The sequence below is a fragment of the Halomonas sp. H5 genome, from assembly GCF_050613175.1.
GTDB lineage: Bacteria > Pseudomonadota > Gammaproteobacteria > Pseudomonadales > Halomonadaceae > Bisbaumannia > Bisbaumannia salifodinae.
In genome coordinates this window covers 3,859,253-3,876,689 of the sequence record NZ_CP192510.1, presented here as the reverse complement: position 1 = coordinate 3,876,689, position 17,437 = coordinate 3,859,253, and the positions used below count along the sequence as shown (strand labels likewise).

The following is a 17,437-nucleotide window of genomic DNA, read 5'->3' as shown; positions in this document are numbered from 1 at the left end:
GGCAACCCCGGACTTGACATGCTAGAATGCGCCATCCTCTCAGACACGGCCCGTGGTGGCGATTACGATCAACGCCGGCCAAACCGGTTGGGATCTCGAAGAAAGCCCAGCTCGGTCAACTAGTTACCAAGATTTTACCCAATAGCGGTAAGCATTCTCCAAGGAGATAGTAGTGGCTAACAGCAAGCAAGCCCGCAAGCGCGCCCGTCAGGCAGAGCAGCGTCGCGTCCTGAAGTCCAGCCAGCGCAGCATGGTCCGCACCTACGTCAAGCGGGTGATCAAGGCCATCGACGGCGGCGACCACGCTCAGGCCATGGACGCCTTCAAGGCGGCTCAGCCGGTCATCGACCGCATCGCCGACAAGGACGTGCTGTCCAAGAAGAAGGCCGCTCGCCTGAAGAGCCGCCTGAACAAGCGAATTAAGGCGCTGGCTGCGTAAGCCGGACGCCCACTAGGACTGATTGCCCGGCCTCCGCGGAGGCTTGCTGACGCAAGCAGTGCTTAGGAAAAAACCGGCTTCGGCCGGTTTTTTTATGGCCGTCACTCCACTCCAGCAAGGCGACCCCGTGGCCAACGACGATCCCCAGACAGTATCCACTCCCGCGAGCGACGCCGCCCAGCCGCCGGTGCGTGCCGGCCTGCTGCGCTCCGGCCTGGTGGTCAGTATGATGACCATGGTCTCGCGGGTCATGGGCCTGGCCCGGGACGTGGTGATCGCCGCCCTGTTCGGCGCCGGCCAGGGCGCCGATGCCTTCTTCGTGGCCTTCAAGATCCCCAACTTCATGCGCCGCCTGTTCGCCGAGGGGGCCTTCAACCAGGCCTTTATCCCGGTGCTCTCGGAGTATGCCGCCCAGCGCTCCCGGGCCGAGGTGCGCGAGCTGCTCGACGCGGTGGCCGGCAGCCTGGCGGTGGTGCTGCTGCTGATCACCGCCCTGGCCATGTTCGCCGCCCCCTGGCTGGTGTGGCTGTTCGCCCCCGGTTTCGGCCGTGACCCGGCCAAGCTGGCGCTCACCGCCGAGATGCTGCGGCTCACCTTCCCCTACCTGCTGCTGATCTCGCTGACCGCCTTCGCCGGCAGCGTGCTCAACACCTGGAACCGCTTCGCGGTGCCGGCTTTTACCCCGGTGCTGCTCAACCTGTCGCTGATCGGCGCGGCGGTGCTGCTGACCCCGCTGATGAGCGAGCCGGCCATGGCCCTGGCTTGGGGCGTGATGATCGCCGGCCTGGCCCAACTGGCCTTCCAGGTGCCCTTCCTGGCGCGCCTGGGGCTGATGCCCAGGCCCTGGCCCAACTTCGCCCACGCCGGGGTGAAGCGTATCCTGGTATTGATGGCGCCGGCGCTGTTCGGGGTCTCGGTGTCGCAGATCAACCTGCTGCTGGATACCGTGCTGGCCTCGCTGCTGGCGCCGGGCAGCGTCTCCTGGCTCTACTATTCGGACCGCCTGGTGGAGCTGCCCCTGGGGGTCTTCGGCATCGCCGTGGGCACGGTGATCCTGCCGGCCCTGTCGCGGCGCCATGCGGAGCAGTCCGGCGAGCACTTCGCCAAGATGCTCGACTGGGCGATGCGCGCGGTGCTGCTGCTGGGGGTGCCGGCGGCCCTGGCCCTGGTGATCCTCGCCGAGCCGCTGTTGATCTCGCTGTTCCATTATGGCGCCATGACCGAACGGGATATCGCCATGGCGGCCATGAGCCTGCGGGCCTACGCCCTGGGCCTGGTAGCCTTTATGCTGATCAAGGTGCTGGCGCCGGGCTTCTTCGCTCGCCAGGACACCAAGACCCCGGTCAAGGTGGGGATCATCGCCATGGTGGCCAATATGATCCTCAACCTGATCCTGATCTGGCCCCTGGCCCACGCCGGCCTGGCCTTGGCCACGGCGCTGTCGGCCTTCCTCAATGCCGGCCTGCTGGGTTACCTGCTGCGTAAGCAGGGCGTGCTGGTGCTGCAGTCGGGCTGGGGGCGCTACGCGGTGCAGCTGCTGGGCGGCTGCACGGTGATGGGGCTGGGCCTGGCCTGGCTGGCGCCGGACTGGCAGCAGTGGCTGGGCTGGGGCGTCAGCCAGCGGGTGCTGCACCTGGCCGGCCTGGTGGTAGGTGGCGCGGCGATCTACTTCGCCTGGCTGGCCGCCTGGGGCGTTCGGCTGCGCCATTTCCGGCTGCATGGCTGACCGCTATAATCGTTGACTTTATCCCGTGATGGAGCCTTGGGCGACGCATGGAACTGATTCGAGGACTGCATAACCTGCGCGAGGCGCACCGGGGCTGCGTGGCCACCATCGGCAACTTCGATGGGGTCCATCGCGGCCATCGGGCGATCCTCGACCAGCTTCGCGAGCGGGCCCGCCGTCTGGGCCTGCCGGTCACCGTGGTGGTCTTCGAGCCCCAGCCCCGGGAGTTCTTCGCCGGCGACCAGGCGCCGCCGCGGCTCACCCGACTGCGCGACAAGGTCGACCTGCTGGCCGAGGCCGGCGCCGACCGGGTGCTCTGCCTGCCCTTCAATGACGCCCTGCGTGGCCTCACCGCCCGCCAGTTCGTGGAGCGGGTGCTGATCGGGGGCCTCGGGGTGCGGCACCTGGTGGTGGGGGACGACTTCCGCTTCGGCTGCGACCGCAGCGGCGACTTCGCCCTGCTGCAGCGGATGGGCGCCGAGTGCGGCTTCGGCGTGGAGCATACCCGCACCTTCGTGCTGGACGGCGAACGGGTCTCCAGCACCCGGGTGCGCACCCTGCTGGCCAGCGGCAACTTCGCCCAGGCCCGGCGCATGCTGGGGCGCCCCTTCCGCATCAGCGGCCGGGTGGTGGCCGACCAGAAGCTGGGGCGTACCATCGGCGTGCCCACCGCCAACCTGCCGCTGCTGCCGCGGCCGCTGGCGCTGCGCGGCGTCTATGCGGTGATGACCACCCTGGCCGACGGCCGCACCCTGCCCGGGGTGGCCAATATCGGCTGGCGCCCCACGGTAGGCAGCCGTCGCCCGGTGCTGGAGGTGCATCTTTTCGACTTCGATGGCGACCTCTATGGCCAGCGCCTGACGGTGACCCCCTGTGCGCGCCTGCGCGGCGAGCTGAGTTTCGACGGCCTGGAGGCGCTCAAGCGCCAGATCGCCCGGGACCAGCAGCGTGCCCGCACCTTCTTTGCCGAGTGCCCCAGGGCACCGGAGACCAGCGATACGCTTCCCCTGGCATCGGCGCCCCTGGCGCGCGAGGCTGCCATACCCGACACCTCGGACGGCCCCCGGGCCGCCGGCTGCGACGATGACGGACACCCATGAGCGATTACAAGCACACCCTGAACCTGCCCGAAACCGACTTCCCCATGCGCGGCATGTTGCCCAAGCGCGAGCCCGATCGGGTGGCGCAGTGGAAGACGCTGGATATCTACCAGCGGCTGCGTGAGGCGCGCCAGGGCCGCGAGCTGTTCGTGCTCCACGACGGCCCTCCCTACGCCAACGGCAGCATCCATATCGGGCATGCGGTCAACAAGATCCTCAAGGACATCATCGTCAAGTCGAAGAACCTGGCCGGCTTCGACGCCCCCTATGTGCCGGGCTGGGACTGCCATGGCCTGCCCATCGAGCACAAGGTGGAGACCACCCACGGCAAGCACCTGCCGGCGGAAGAGGCCCGCAAGCTGTGCCGGGAGTACGCCGGCGAGCAGGTCCAGGGGCAGCTCAAGGACTTCGTGCGCCTGGGGGTGATCGGCGACTGGGATCATCCCTATCGCACCATGGAGTACGCCAACGAGGCCGGCGAGATCCGCGCCCTGGCCGATATGGTCGAGGCGGGCTTCGTGTTCAAGGGGCTCAAACCGGTCAACTGGTGCTTCGACTGCGGTTCGGCCCTGGCCGAGGCCGAGGTGGAGTACCAGGACAAGAAGTCCGATGCCATCGACGTGGCCTTCCCGGTAGAAGACGCCGAGCGCCTGGCCGCGGCCTTCGGCCTGAGCGAGCTGGCCAAGCCCGCCGCCGTGGTGATCTGGACCACCACCCCCTGGACCATCCCCGCCAACCAGGCCCTCAATATGCACCCGGAGTTCACCTATGCCCTGGTGGACACCGGCGAGCGGCTGCTGGTGCTGGCCGAGGAGCTGGTGGAGTCGTGCCTGGAGCGCTTCGGGCTGGAGGGCGAGGCGATCGCCACCGCCCGCGGCGAGGCCTTCGACGGCATCCGCTTCCGCCACCCCTTCTACGATCGCCTGTCGCCGGTGTATCTGGCCGACTACGTGGAGAGCGAGGTGGGCAGCACCGGCATCGTCCACTCGGCCCCGGCCTACGGCGAGGATGACTTCGTCACCTGCCGCGCCCACGGCATGAGCTTCGACGAGATCAAGAACCCGGTGCAGGGCAACGGCGTCTACGCCGACGACCTGCCGTTCTTCGGCGGCCAGATGATCTGGAAGGCCAACCCGAAGATCGTCGAGAAGCTCGCCGAGGTGGGCGCCCTGCTGGCCCACCAGCCGATCACCCACAGCTATATGCACTGCTGGCGCCACAAGACGCCGGTGATCTACCGCGCCACCGCCCAGTGGTTCGTCGGCATGGATCGTCAGGGCAGTCATGGCAAGACCCTGCGCGAGAAGGCCCTGGCCGGCATCGAGGCCACCCAGTTCACCCCGGCCTGGGGCCAGGCGCGGCTCCACGCCATGATCGCCAACCGCCCCGACTGGTGCATCTCGCGCCAGCGCAACTGGGGCGTGCCGATCCCCTTCTTCCTGCACAAGACCAGCGGCGAACTGCATCCGCGCACCGTCGAGCTGATGGAAGACGTCGCCAAGCGGGTCGAGGCCGAGGGCATCGACGCCTGGTTCCGCCTCGACCCCGTCGAGCTGCTGGGCGAGGAGGCCGCCGACTACGACAAGGTCACCGACACCCTGGACGTCTGGTTCGACTCCGGCACCACCCACCGCCACGTGCTGCGCGGCTCCCACCCCCATGGCCACGAGTCCGGTCCCCGCGCCGACCTCTACCTGGAGGGCTCCGACCAGCACCGCGGCTGGTTCCACTCCTCGCTGCTGACCGGCTGCGCCATCGACGGCCACCCGCCGTACCGCGGCCTGCTCACCCATGGCTTCACCGTCGATGCCCAGGGCCGCAAGATGTCCAAGTCGGTGGGCAACGTGGTGGCGCCCCAGGAGGTGATGGACAAGCTGGGCGCCGATATCCTGCGCCTGTGGGTCGCCTCCACCGACTACAGCGGCGAGATGGCGGTCTCCGACGAGATCCTCAAGCGCACCGCCGACGTCTACCGGCGCATCCGCAACACCGCGCGCTTCCTGCTGGCCAACCTCAGCGGCTTCGAACCGGACCGCGACGCCGTGCCCTTCGGCGAGATGCTGGCCCTCGACCAGTGGGTGGTGGACCGCGCCGCCCAGCTCCAGGCGCGCATCGAGAAGGCCTATGGGGAGTACCGCTTCCTCGATGTCTACCAGCAGGTGCACGGTTTCTGTGCCCGGGAGCTGGGCGGCTTCTACCTGGACGTGATCAAGGATCGCCAGTACACCACCCAGAGCGACTCCCTGGCGCGGCGTAGCGCCCAGACCGCCCTCTATCAGGTGGTGGAGGCCCTGGCCCGCTGGGTGGCGCCGATCCTCAGCTTCACCGCCGAGGAGATCTACGAGAACATCCCCGGCAAGCGCGGCGAGAGCGTGCTGCTGGAGGAGTACTACGGTGGCCTCGAGACGCTCGCCGAGGACGCGCCCCTGGGTCGCGACTTCTGGGAGCAGGTGCTGGAGGTCAAGCAGGCGGTCAACAAGTGCCTGGAAGAGGCGCGTAACGCCAAGACCATCAAGAGCGGCCTGGCCGCCGAGGTGACGCTGTACGTGGACGATGCCCTGCACGCCACCCTGGAGCGCCTGGGCGACGAGCTGCGCTTCGTGCTGCTGACCAGCGACGTGCATCTGGCGCCCCTGTCCGCTAGCGAAGGGGCCGAGGGCGACGCCGCCGAGGCCACCGAGCTGGACAACCTCAGGGTGGCCGTGGCTGCCAGTGAGCACCACAAGTGCGACCGCTGCTGGCACCACCGCGAGGACGTGGGCAGCCACGCCGAGCACCCGGAGCTGTGCGGCCGCTGCATCAGCAACCTGCCGGAGGGCCCCGGTGAAGAGCGCCATTATGCCTAAGACCCCGGGGGCGGAGAGCCGCCCCATGCACAAACCGCTGCGTTGGCTATGGCTGGCGCTGGCGGTGATCGTGCTGGACCTGGCCACCAAGTATGCCGCCAGCGCCTGGCTGGAATACGCCCGTCCGGTGGTGGTGCTGCCCTTCTTCGACCTGACCCTGCTGCACAACACCGGGGCGGCCTTCAGCTTCCTGGCCGGCCACGACGGCTGGCAGCGCTGGTTCTTCGCCACCATCGCGGTGGGGGCCAGCGTCGGCCTGAGCCTGTGGATGCGTCGCCTCAAGGCCCACGAGACCCTGCTGGCGGCGGCCCTGGCGCTGATCATCGGCGGGGCCCTGGGCAACCTCTACGATCGTCTGGTGCACGGCTATGTGGTCGATTTCCTCTCCTTCCACTGGGGGCAGCGCTACTACTTCCCGGCCTTCAACCTGGCCGACGTGGCGATCACCCTGGGGGCGGCGGGGATCATCCTCGAGTCGCTGCGCGATGGCTGGCGCCAACGCCGCAACAAGGCCGGATCCTGATCCTGAATTCCACGGAGCGAAAGATGAGCGAATACCGTATCGACGAGGGCATGGAAGTGACCCTGCACTTCACCCTCAAGCTGGAAGATGGTGCCGTGGTGGACTCCACCAAGGAGAAGGCCCCGGCCACCTTCCAACTGGGCGACGGCAACCTGCCGCCGGGCTTCGAGGCGCCGCTCAAGGGCCTCACCGATGGCGACACGGGTAGCTTCGAGATCGCCCCGGAGCACGCCTTCGGCCAGCACAACCCCCAGAACATCCAGCGCCTCAAGCGCGAGGACTTCGGCGACGAGGCCCTCGAAGTGGGCATGGTGATGTCCTTTTCCGACCCCTCCGGCGGCGAACTGCCCGGGGTGATCAGCGCCATCGACGGCGAGCAGATCGACGTGGACTTTAATCACCCCCTGGCCGGGCGTACCCTGACCTTCGAGGTGGAAGTCATCAGCGTCAAACCGGCCACCACCCACTAGGCGCCCCAGGCCAGACCAATGGCACCACCTTTATTGTGGGAGCTCGGGTTCCCCGAGCGATAAGCGCCTGGCCTGGCCTGGCCAGTGACACCACCCACTGTGGGAGCTCGGCTCTGCCGAGCGATTGGCGCCGACAGGCGCCCGGCCCGGCCAATGGCACCAACCCCTGTGGGAGCGCGGATTCCGCGCGAAATGGCGCCGACAGGCGCCCGGCCTGGCCAGTGACACCGCCCACTGTGGGAGCTCGGCTCTGCCGAGCGATTGGCGCCGACAGGTGCCCGGCCTGGCCAGTGACACCAACCCCTGTGGGAGCGCGGATTCCGCGCGAAATGGCGCCGACAGGCGCCCGGCCTGGCCAATGGCACCAACCCCTGTGGGAGCGCGGATTCCGCGCGATGGCGCCGATAGGTGCCCCTGGCCGCCACCACCCGCTAGAATCGATTTACGGGTACCATTGATATCAGGTCACCCCAACGGATGCCCCAGGCATCGAGGTCTACCCAGCATGCAAATCAAACTGGCCAACCCCCGCGGCTTCTGCGCCGGCGTCGACCGGGCCATCGAGATCGTCAACCGCGCCCTCGATGTCTTCGGTCCGCCCATCTATGTGCGCCACGAGGTGGTCCACAACCGCTTCGTGGTGGAGACCCTGCGCGAGCGCGGCGCCATCTTCGTCGAGGAACTCTTTGAAGTCCCCGACGACGTCATCGTGATCTTCTCCGCCCACGGTGTCTCCCGGGCCGTGCAGGAGGAGGCCGAGCGTCGCGGCCTCAAGGTCTTCGACGCCACCTGCCCGCTGGTGACCAAGGTGCATATGGAGGTACTGCGCTACGCCAAGCGCGGCCAGGAGTGCATCCTGATCGGCCACGCCGGCCACCCCGAGGTGGAAGGCACCATGGGTCGCTACGACACCACCCATGGCGGCAAGATCTACCTGGTGGAAGACGAAGAGGACGTGACCAAGCTGGAGGTCCAGGACCCCGGCCAGCTCGCCTTCGTCACCCAGACCACCCTCTCCATGGATGACACCGCGAAGGTCATCGACGCCCTGCGCGCCAAGTTCCCCGAGATCCAGGGGCCGCGCAAGGACGATATCTGCTATGCCACCCAGAACCGTCAGGACGCCATGCGCGAGCTCGCCGACGGTTGCGACCTGGTGCTGGTGGTAGGTAGCCCCAATAGCTCCAACTCCAACCGCCTGCGCGAGCTGGCCGAGCGGGTCGGCACCCCCGCCCACCTGTTGGATGACGCCAGCCAGATCCAGGAGAGCTGGCTCGAGGGCGTGCATCATATCGGCATCACCGCCGGCGCCAGCGCCCCGGAGGTGCTGGTCAAGGGCGTGATCGAGCGGCTGCAGAGCCTGGGCGCCACGGTCCCGGAGGAGCTCGCCGGCCGTGAGGAGAACATCACCTTCTCCATGCCCAAGGAGCTGCGCGAGCGGGTGATTGCCAGTGAGTGATTGCTCACCATAAAGCCCTTGTTAAAGCAGGGCTTATGTACCAAAGAGCCGGGCGAAAGCCCGGTTTTTTGTTGGTGCGAAGCGCCTCCCACGACTATGCTGATACACAATGAAACATTAGTAATGATTAGCCGGAGGCACCGCCGTGCGCGCAGGGGAACAAGCGACCACAAGGCCTGGGGGCAGACGCCGTCAGGCCGGTTTCACGTTAATCGAGGTGATGATCGCCGTGGCGGTGGTGGCCATCCTCGCCGCCATCGCCTATCCCAGCTATATCCGCTATGTCACCGAGTCACGGCGCACCGAGGCCAAGGCGATCCTGATGGAGACCGCCGGGCGGCTGGAGCGCTGCTATACGGTGACCAGTGATTATCGCTACCGTGATGCCGCGAATAATGCCTGTGTTTCCTTCCCCGTCGACTCGGAAAATGAATTTTATGGTGTTACAGCAGCCCTTGATGCATCGACCTATACCTTATCGGCTGCACCTAAAAATGGACAAGAAAGAGATACCGAATGCGGCACCTTTACCCTGACTCAAACCGGCGCCAGGGGGGCAGGTGACAGTGATTGCTGGTAATAGAAAAGGCCATCATGGCTTTACGCTGATAGAGCTGCTGGTCACCATCGCAGTGGTGGCGATACTGGCGACTCTGGCGGTGCCTGGGTTCCAGAACCTGATGGCAACCAACCGGCAGGCCAGTGATTATAACGAGATACTGGCAGCCCTTAATTATTCCAGAAGCGAAGCCGTCAAGCGCCGGCAGGAAGTGACTTTTCAAATATCCGACAGTTCAGGTTTATGGTCATTGCTGGTGCATTATGATCATGATGATGACGGAGTCTCCGATGAAGCCCTGCTTGAAAGACAAGCAAGGGATGACCGGCTTGGATTTACGACAAATACTGTGACTTTTAATTCTCTAGGTCGTCTGGAGAGTTGCACTACCTTAACCGATGGCGATTGCTCCATCACCATCGGCGATAGCTCGGTGGTGGTGAGCCCCGCTGGAAGTATCGCTAAGGGGGGGGGGGTGATATGGGGAATAGAATAAATAAAAATCATTTCCAGAAGGGGTTTACCCTGCTAGAGGCCCTAATCGCCGTTCTTGTGCTTTCCTTTGGGCTGCTTGGTGTTGCTGCCATGCAACTCAAGGCAATGCAGAGCTCCCATCTCTCCTACCATCGCTCTATCGCCACCCTGGCAGCGCAGGATGCAGTTGAGAGACTATGGATCGAGCTTGGATCAGCCAGTAATTTCTGTCCTGATCCAGATGCTGTAAAGGCTGATTGGTTGAATCACTGGGCTAGCAAGCTGCCAAATATGAATGCAAGCGCAAGCAGTGATATTGAAAGTCCCAGCGCTTGTGAGTATAAGGTCATTGTCTCTTGGGAAGACAATAGGTTTTCCGATAATGCCGATGTCTCTTCTCTTTCTTACTTTACTCGTCTTCCTGGGAGAGAGGCTCCATGAGTATTCAGGAAAAGCCAAGATGTCAGAAAGGCTTTACCTTGGTTGAGCTGATGGTCGCCTTGGTGATTGGCCTATTGATCGTCTTTGGAGCGACTCAGCTATTTGTTTCAACAAAGGTGTCGTTCAATAGAATGGGAGAGCTTGCGGAGCGGCAAGAGTCATTAAGGTACTTTGTCGATGTTGTTTCCCTAGATATAAGAAGCTCTGGGGTTGAAAATATTTCTGATGATAATTCAGGTGAGTTGGAGCTTGGGTATACAACAAGAACTGAAGACCCATACTGCGTTTCTGGTGGGGATCTAGTAAAAGTTAAATACTCTTACTTGGGTGGGGAGGTTCTTGTCGACTATGATTGCGGTTCAGGGTGGGCTGGTGCTCAGCCTATAGTGTCAGGACTCGAGGATGCGGATTTTATATATGTTGATAGCGATGGTTATGTTCAAGTTTCCTTGAGGTTTTCTCCTGGTCTTGGTGATAGTGTTGATGATAGAAGTTTCGAGTTTTTAGTGGCGAATAGGGAAAGCGTTACAAGGTAAGGTGGTGCGTTTCCCCCTTGGGAGGTGAAGAATGATGAATACACAAAAAGGCGCTGCCCTAGTGGTTAGCCTTGTTCTTCTAGTTGTTGCGCTTCTCTTGGGGTTGTCTAGCATGAATTCCTCTAGGCTTGAGGAGTCAATGACAGGTAATCACCGAGCTCTTAATCTGGCGCACCTGGCATCGGAGGCTGGTGCATCAAGAGTTTTTCAGGCGTTAAGGAGTGAGGGATGGCCTGAAAGTGAAGTTGATGCTGACGAGCTTGTTGATTCAGTTTTATCCGGTGATACCTCTGTGGGGGATTACTCCTCCTTCTCTATAATATATATGGATCCTGTAGAGGAAGATGAAGTTTGCTGGTATGACTATGATGCTGTTAGAGATGAAGAGTTTTACTGTGGTGATGGCAATCATAATCCGGAGTATAATCTTGACGATGATTATTTTATCGCAAGGGTGAGGGGGAGCGCCGAGCGTGGAGAGGTTGAGTCTCGGTTGGTATCCAAGTTTAGGCAAATGCCTGGCTTCTCCGATGGTGCAGCATATACATGCTTTGGCTCCGACTGCTCGGATACTGTCCAAGGGAATTCAGATCTGACAGGGGAAGATTACCATGTGCCTGAGGTGTTTGACTGTAGCGGTAATCACTGTATAGCGGATCCTAATGATTCTGGAAGCGATCAGGATGATGCCTATTACCCCGATGCGGAGGCCCCCCCAGAGGAAGAGTGTAATAGTTATTCAGAAGGCACGAACTCGGATGGTAGTACTTATATTGAATGTGATGGTAGGATTTATGGAAATAAGGAAGGATATGGCGATCAAGACCAATGGTATGCTTATTTAGATTTTGTTGAGACATCTGGTTTTGATGTGGTCTTGGAACAAGGTGACGAGCTTAGCTTCAATGTTGGTGATAGGAATGATTACGACTCAAGTCTTTATTACGATGGACTTGAACCGGCAGGGTTCTGGGATAGTATCTCTCCGAGATTTATAGAAGTGACAAATGGCTCTGAGGTTTCGGTTAAGGCAAGCACTAATACACTTGGGGTGATTGTGATAAGGGAAGGGGCGGTTTTCGATTATCATGGTACTAGTACGCATGAGGGATTGATTATTGTCGAGCCTGGTGGGACCCTGAAGTTTAGTAGCGGGAATCCGCAGGTATATGGAGGGGTGGTGGCATTAGAGAGTGCCACAGGAGAGATGGGTGAGGTGATTACCGGAGATCTTGAGATTAGTGGGAATATGGGGATTCATTATAGCAGTCTGGCTTTTGAGATGCTTAGGCAGGGTGGAAAGGGAATTCGTCTTATGTCTTGGTATGTGGACGTTTCTGGTACCTGACCATCTTTCCTTTCTCAATAAGAAGATTGCCCCTGCCAATTTGGCAGGGGCAATCTTTTGTGCGGTCTCTGCCTTCTTCTTTAGCGCTCGATGGCCAGCGCCACACCCTGGCCGCCGCCGATACACAGGGTCGCCAGGCCCTTCTTGGCATCCCGAGCGATCATCTCATGCAGCAGGGTCACCAGTACCCGGCAGCCGGAGGCACCGATGGGGTGGCCGAGGGCGATGGCACCGCCGTTGACGTTGACCTTGCTGGTGTCCCAGCCCAGCTCCTTGTTGACGGAGAGGGCCTGGGCGGCGAAGGCCTCGTTGGCCTCGACCAGGTCCAGATCGTCCAGGCTCCAGCCGGCCTTCTCCAGGCAGCGGCGGGTGGCCGGGGCCGGGCCGATACCCATGATGGCCGGGTCGACGCCGGCATTGGCGTAGCCGGCGATGCGTGCCAGCGGGGTCAGGCCCAGCTCCTTGGCCTTCTCGGCGGAGCAGAGCATCACCACGGCGGCGCCGTCGTTGAGGGAGGAGGCGTTACCGGCGGTGATGGTGCCGTCCTTCTTGAAGGCGGGACGCATGCCGCCCAGCTTGTCGGCGGTGGTCGCGCGGGGGTTCTCATCGGTGTCGAAGACCAGCGGGTCGCCCTTGCGCTGGGGAATCTCCACCGGGACGATCTGGCCCTGGAACTTGCCGGCCTTGATGGCGTCGGTGGCCTTCTGCTGGGAGGCGGCGGCGAACTCGTCCATCGCCTCGCGGGTGATGCTGTACTTCTCCGCCAGGTTCTCGGCGGTGATCCCCATATGATAGTCGTTGAAGGCGTCCCACAGGCCGTCGTTGACCATGGTGTCGACGGCTTTCCAGTCACCCATGCGCTGGCCGTTACGGGAGTTGGGCAGCACGTGGGGAGAGGCCGACATGTTTTCCTGGCCGCCGGCAAGGATCAGCTCGGCATCGCCGCAGCGAATCGCCTGGGTGGCCAGGTGCAGGGCCTTGAGGCCGGAGCCGCACACCTTGTTGATGGTCATGGCGGGGACGGCAGCGGGGAGGCCACCCTTGATGGCGGCCTGACGGGCGGGGTTCTGGCCGACGCCTGCGGTCAATACCTGACCGAGCAGGACTTCATCGACCTGCTCCGGGGCCACGCCGGTCTCGGCGAGGAGGTCCTTGATAACGAGGGCACCGAGGTCGCTGGCGGGAATGCCAGCGAGGGAGCCGCCGAAGCTGCCGATGGCGGTGCGCTTTGCTGCAACAATGACCACATCTTGCATGGGAATCTCCTGGCTGAGTCTCGAGCGGTGACTCGTTCAGCATAAGGGAGATTTGTGCGCTGCGGCAATGGACAATTCCATGAAAACGGCCCGCCGCCCATAAGGGCGGCGGGCCGGGGCATCACAGCGGGCCTGGGGTCTGGGGCCTTAGGCGAGCTGGACGGGGATGGCGTTGCTGGTGTGGCTGACCGTGTTGCCTTCCTGGAGGTAGACCAGGGCGGGCTGGTGGTTGTCCAGCTCGGCCTGGCTGTAGTGGGCGTAGCTGCAGATGATCACCCGGTCCTCGACGCCGGCCAGGTGGGCGGCGGCGCCGTTCACGGAGATGATCCTGGAGCCTTCCTCGGCGCGGATGGCGTAGGTGGTGAAGCGCTGGCCGTTCTCCACGTTGTAGATCTGGATCTGCTCATTTTCGCGGATGCCGGCCATGTCCAGCAGCTCGCCGTCGATGGCGCAGGAGCCTTCGTAGTTGAGCACGGCGTGGGTAACGCGGGCCATATGCAGCTTGGCCTTGAGCATGATGGTATGCATCGGGCTTCTCTTCCTTCCTGCGCTTAGCGGGGCAGGTTGACGGTCAGGTTATCGATCAGGCGTGCCGGGCCCAGTCGGGCGGCGGCGAGGATCACGGCGTGGCGCGTGGACTCGGTCAGCGGTCCCAGGTCCTGGGCGCGCAGTTCGAGATAATCGGGGCTGAAGCCGCGCTTGGCAAGGGTGGCCTCGGCCTCGGCCAGGCCCTGGCCGGGGTCGCCGCCGGCCTCCAGGGCGTCGCGCAGCTCGCAGAGGGTGCGATAGAGCCCCGGCGCCTGGGCGCGCTCCGCCTCGCTCAGGTAGCCGTTGCGCGAGGAGAGGGCCAGGCCGTCCGCGGCGCGTACGATGGGCACGCCGATAATCTCGATGGGCAGGTGCAGGTCCGTCACCAGGCGGCGAATCACCGCCAGCTGCTGGTAGTCCTTCTCGCCGAAGCAGGCCAGTTGGGGCTGCACCAGGTTGAAGAGCATGGTGACGATGGTGGCCACGCCGTCGAAGTGGCCGGGGCGGCTGCCGCCGCACAGGCCCTCGCTGACCTCGGGAACGCTGACCCGGGTCTGGGCCTCCAGGCCGCGGGGGTAGATCTCGCTGCTCTGCGGGGCGAACAGCAGGTCGCAGCCGGCGGCGGCCAGCCTGGCCTGGTCTTCCGCCAGGGTGCGCGGGTAGGCGTCCAGGTCCTCGCCGGCCCCGAACTGCATGGGGTTGACGAAGATGGTGGCCACCACCAGGTCGGCGTGGCGTTTCGCCTCGGCGACCAGGGCCAGGTGGCCCTCGTGGAGGTTGCCCATGGTGGGCACCAGGCCGATACGCTGGCCGGCCCGGCGGGGCCCGGCCAGGGCCTCGCGCAGGGCGGCGATGCTCTCCAGGGTGTGCATCAGAAACAGTGCTCCTCGGCGGGGAAGCGCCGCGCCTTGACCGCCTCGTGGTAGTCGCGGAAGGCGCCCTGAATGTTGCCCGCCTCCTGCATGAAGTCCTTGACGAAGCGCGGGGTGCGCCCGTGGGTGACGCCCAGCACGTCGTGCATCACCAGGATCTGGCCATCCACCTCGGGGCCGGCGCCGATGCCGATCACCGGCACGTCCACCGCCTGGGTAACGGCACGGCCCAGGCTCGCGGGCACGCACTCCAGCAGGATCACCGAGGCGCCGGCCTCCACCAGGGTGCGGGCGTCGGCGATGATCTGCTCGGCGCGTTTGGCGTCGCGACCCTGCACCTTGTAGCCGCCCATCTGATAGACGGTCTGGGGCGTCAGGCCCAGGTGGGCGCAGACCGGTACGCCGCGGCGGGTCAGCTCGCGGATGCCCTCGGCCATCCAGGCCTCGCCCTCTACCTTGACCAGCTCGGCGCCGGCGCGCATCAGCTCGCCGGCATCCTGCAGCAGCCGCTCCAGGCTGGAGTTGCTCATAAACGGCAGGTCCACCATCAGCAGGCTGCTGCCCTTGCCCTGGGCCGCACAGCGGGTGTGGTAGCAGATCTCCTCGAGGGTGACCGGCAGGGTGCTGCTATGCCCCTGCAGCACCATCCCCAGGGAGTCGCCCACCAGCAGCACCTCGATGCCGGCCTCGCTGGCCGCCCGGGCGAAGGAGGCGTCATAGGCGGTCAGGCAGCTGAACGCTTCGCCGGAGCGCTTGAAGGCCTGCAGCGTGCTCAGGGTGACGGTTTTCATAAGGAGGTTCTCATGATTGGCGTTGAAACGGTCGTTCACTACCGGTTTCGAGTGGGCGACGTTACCCGACCCGGGGGTAGGCGGCAAGATGTTACCGACGAAGGTCCAATAAGTGTCGAATGGTAACACTCAGCCGAACGACTTTACCCCTAGGGTAACAAGAGTCGCAAGTCGTCACCGCGTCTGGCCTCGGCCAGGGGGGCGATGTGCCGGCCATCGGGAAGGCACAGCGCCGGAGCCAGCTCGGCCAGGGGGACCAGCACGAAGCCACGGTGAATCATCTCCGGATGCGGCACCCGCAGTCGCGGCGACTCGATTACGGCATCATCATAGAGCAGCAGGTCGAGGTCCAGGGTGCGCGGCCCCCAGTGGCGCAGCCGGCGGCGCCCGTGGCGCTGCTCCAGGGCCTGGAGCTGGTCGAGCAGGGCCAGGGGGGAGAGCCGGGTGCTCAGCCGGGCCACGGCATTGACGAAGTCGGGCTGATCCTGGGGCCCCACCGGGGCGCTGGCATAGAGTCGCGAGGCGCCCGCCAGGCGGGTCAGCGGCAGCTTATCCAGGGCCTCCAGCGCCTGGATGACCTGCTCGCGAGGGTGCTGCTGATTGCTGCCCAGGCCGATATAGGCCTGGTGGTCAGCCCCCTTAGCCATTCTGGTCGCCACCGGCACCGCCGGAGCGACGCCGGCGCTTGCGGGGCCGGCGTTTGCGTGGGCGGGGCTCGTCGCCCTGGCTGGCGGCCTTGCCCAGCAGGCGCTGCTGGTCGTGCTCGTCGCCCTCCTGGAAGGCGGTCCACCAGTCGCCCAGGCCGGGCGGGATCTCGCCGGCCTCTTCGCGCAGCAGCAGGAAGTCGTAGGCGGCCCGGAAGCGCGGGTGCTCGCGGGTCTGGATGGCGCGGCGGCCACGGCGCTGGGGCAGGCGCTGCTGCAGGTCCCAGATCTCGCGCATGGGGAGGCTGAAGCGCTTGGGGATCGAGATATGCTGCAGCTGCTGCGATACCGCCTGCTGGGCGGCGGCCTGCAGCGCCGGTACCGGCGGCATGCCATCCTCCTGCAGGCGCGCCTGGCGCTGGACCACGCCGGGCCACAGCAGGGCGGCGAACAGGAAGGCCGGGGTGACCGGGCGATCCTGCTGGATGCGCGCATCGGTATTGGCCAGGGCGCGCTCGATCAGCGCCTCCGCCCAGGGCAGCTCGGCCAGGGCCTCGTCGGCCTCCGGGAAGAGCATGGCGAAGAGGCCATAGTCGCGCAGCAGCCGGAAGGTGGTCAGGGCATGGCCGGCGAGGAACAGCTTGAGCACCTCGTCGAACAGCCGAGCCGGGGGAATCTGCAGCAGCAGCGGGGCCATCTCGCGGATCGGCGCCTCGGTGGCGGCGGCGAACTCGAAGTCGAGCTTGGCGGCGAAGCGGATGGCGCGCAGCATGCGCACCGGGTCTTCCCGGTAGCGGGTGGCCGGGTCGCCGATCATGCGCAGGGTGCGCGACTCGATATCGCTGACCCCATCGGCCCAGTCATGGATCGAGAAGTCGGCGATATTGTAGTAGAGGGCATTGACGGTGAAGTCGCGACGCAGGGCGTCCTCTTCCACGTCGCCCCAGACATTGTCGCGCAGCAACAGGCCGTGGTCGCTCTGCTGGGAGAGGTGCTCGCCATGATCCTCGTTGGGCTTGCCGCGGAAGGTGGTGACCTCGATCACCTCGCGCCCGAAGCGCACATGGACGATACGGAAACGCCGACCGATGATTCGCGAGTTGCGGAACAGCTCGCGGACCTCTTCGGGGGTGGCGTCGGTGGCCACGTCGAAGTCCTTGGGCTGCCTGCCGAGCAGGGAGTCACGGATGCAGCCACCCACCAGGTAGGCCTCGTAGCCGGCGTTGTGCAGCCGGTAGAGCACCTTGAGGGCGGGTTCGCTGAACAGGCGGCGTGACACCGAATGCTGGTCGCGGGGGATGACGCGAAGCCCGGGAGGCTCGCCGGGGCCATCCTGGCTGCCGAAGAGGTTCTTCAAGCGTTCACCGGGGCGTTGGAGAAAGCGGGTAAATCCTTTGAACATGCAGCGATATCGACTCGCGGAGT

At 64.4% G+C, this 17,437-nt stretch carries 18 protein-coding genes; 12 read left to right on the top strand and 6 right to left on the bottom strand.

Annotated features, from left to right (window positions below; genetic code table 11):
- The first annotated feature begins 172 nt into the window (after positions 1-172).
- The 12 genes from rpsT (at position 173) to ACQ1W9_RS17860 (ending at position 11,921) form a co-directional block, all read left to right on the top strand.
- Entirely contained in the window at positions 173-439 is a 267-nt protein-coding gene (gene rpsT, locus ACQ1W9_RS17915; RefSeq protein ID WP_346062976.1) for a 30S ribosomal protein S20, read from the top strand.
- 94 nt (positions 440-533) lie between these two features.
- Positions 534-2,165, top strand: a complete 1,632-nt coding sequence (gene murJ, locus ACQ1W9_RS17910; protein WP_431024549.1) for a murein biosynthesis integral membrane protein MurJ — start codon at positions 534-536, stop codon at positions 2,163-2,165.
- 47 nt (positions 2,166-2,212) lie between these two features.
- The gene (gene ribF, locus ACQ1W9_RS17905) at positions 2,213-3,265 is read left to right on the top strand and encodes a bifunctional riboflavin kinase/FAD synthetase (RefSeq protein WP_431024548.1); all 1,053 of its coding nucleotides are present in this window, start codon (positions 2,213-2,215) and stop codon (positions 3,263-3,265) included.
- Entirely contained in the window at positions 3,262-6,111 is a 2,850-nt protein-coding gene (ileS, locus tag ACQ1W9_RS17900) for an isoleucine--tRNA ligase (RefSeq protein ID WP_431024547.1), read from the top strand. Before ribF ends, ileS begins: the two co-directional genes overlap by 4 nt.
- Positions 6,104-6,634: a signal peptidase II gene (gene lspA, locus ACQ1W9_RS17895; protein WP_431024546.1), complete on the top strand. Its 531-nt coding sequence runs from the start codon at positions 6,104-6,106 to the stop codon at positions 6,632-6,634. Before ileS ends, lspA begins: the two co-directional genes overlap by 8 nt.
- Before the next feature lie 23 nt (positions 6,635-6,657).
- Positions 6,658-7,104 carry an FKBP-type peptidyl-prolyl cis-trans isomerase gene (fkpB, locus tag ACQ1W9_RS17890; RefSeq protein ID WP_251308995.1) on the top strand — a complete coding sequence of 149 codons (447 nt, stop codon included), beginning with the start codon at positions 6,658-6,660 and terminating at the stop codon, positions 7,102-7,104.
- Between the two features lie 505 nt (positions 7,105-7,609).
- Positions 7,610-8,563 carry a 4-hydroxy-3-methylbut-2-enyl diphosphate reductase gene (gene ispH / locus ACQ1W9_RS17885; RefSeq protein ID WP_431024545.1) on the top strand — a complete coding sequence of 318 codons (954 nt, stop codon included), beginning with the start codon at positions 7,610-7,612 and terminating at the stop codon, positions 8,561-8,563.
- 145 nt (positions 8,564-8,708) lie between these two features.
- Positions 8,709-9,143, top strand: a complete 435-nt coding sequence (locus ACQ1W9_RS17880; RefSeq protein ID WP_431024544.1) for a type IV pilin protein — start codon at positions 8,709-8,711, stop codon at positions 9,141-9,143.
- Positions 9,124-9,618 (top strand): GspH/FimT family pseudopilin, encoded by a 495-nt coding sequence (locus tag ACQ1W9_RS17875; protein ID WP_431024543.1) that lies wholly within the window; start codon positions 9,124-9,126, stop codon positions 9,616-9,618. Before ACQ1W9_RS17880 ends, ACQ1W9_RS17875 begins: the two co-directional genes overlap by 20 nt.
- Complete coding sequence (pilV, locus tag ACQ1W9_RS17870; protein WP_431024542.1) at positions 9,603-10,037, top strand: type IV pilus modification protein PilV; 435 nt, start codon at positions 9,603-9,605, stop codon at positions 10,035-10,037. The genes ACQ1W9_RS17875 and pilV overlap by 16 nt, the downstream gene beginning before the upstream one ends.
- Positions 10,034-10,573, top strand: a complete 540-nt coding sequence (locus ACQ1W9_RS17865) for a PilW family protein (protein WP_431024541.1) — start codon at positions 10,034-10,036, stop codon at positions 10,571-10,573. The genes pilV and ACQ1W9_RS17865 overlap by 4 nt, the downstream gene beginning before the upstream one ends.
- A 31-nt stretch (positions 10,574-10,604) precedes the next feature.
- The gene (locus ACQ1W9_RS17860) at positions 10,605-11,921 is read left to right on the top strand and encodes a PilX N-terminal domain-containing pilus assembly protein (RefSeq protein ID WP_431024540.1); all 1,317 of its coding nucleotides are present in this window, start codon (positions 10,605-10,607) and stop codon (positions 11,919-11,921) included.
- A gap of 80 nt (positions 11,922-12,001) precedes the next feature.
- Here the strand turns inward: ACQ1W9_RS17860 and ACQ1W9_RS17855 are convergent, their stop codons facing one another.
- The 6 genes from ACQ1W9_RS17855 to pcnB form a co-directional block, all read right to left on the bottom strand.
- Positions 12,002-13,177: an acetyl-CoA C-acetyltransferase gene (locus ACQ1W9_RS17855; protein ID WP_431024539.1), complete on the bottom strand. Its 1,176-nt coding sequence runs from the start codon at positions 13,175-13,177 to the stop codon at positions 12,002-12,004.
- A 147-nt stretch (positions 13,178-13,324) separates the two neighbouring features.
- Entirely contained in the window at positions 13,325-13,705 is a 381-nt protein-coding gene (panD, locus tag ACQ1W9_RS17850; RefSeq protein WP_431024538.1) for an aspartate 1-decarboxylase, read from the bottom strand.
- A 23-nt stretch (positions 13,706-13,728) separates the two neighbouring features.
- Positions 13,729-14,577, bottom strand: coding sequence for a pantoate--beta-alanine ligase (gene panC, locus ACQ1W9_RS17845; protein ID WP_431024537.1), 849 nt, complete (start codon positions 14,575-14,577; stop codon positions 13,729-13,731).
- Positions 14,577-15,368, bottom strand: coding sequence for a 3-methyl-2-oxobutanoate hydroxymethyltransferase (panB, locus tag ACQ1W9_RS17840; protein ID WP_431024536.1), 792 nt, complete (start codon positions 15,366-15,368; stop codon positions 14,577-14,579). Before panB ends, panC begins: the two co-directional genes overlap by 1 nt.
- 149 nt (positions 15,369-15,517) lie before the next feature.
- Complete coding sequence (gene folK, locus ACQ1W9_RS17835; RefSeq protein ID WP_431024535.1) at positions 15,518-16,015, bottom strand: 2-amino-4-hydroxy-6-hydroxymethyldihydropteridine diphosphokinase; 498 nt, start codon at positions 16,013-16,015, stop codon at positions 15,518-15,520.
- Positions 16,008-17,414 carry a polynucleotide adenylyltransferase PcnB gene (pcnB, locus tag ACQ1W9_RS17830; RefSeq protein ID WP_431024534.1) on the bottom strand — a complete coding sequence of 469 codons (1,407 nt, stop codon included), beginning with the start codon at positions 17,412-17,414 and terminating at the stop codon, positions 16,008-16,010. The genes folK and pcnB overlap by 8 nt, the downstream gene beginning before the upstream one ends.
- Positions 17,415-17,437: the final 23 nt, after the last annotated feature.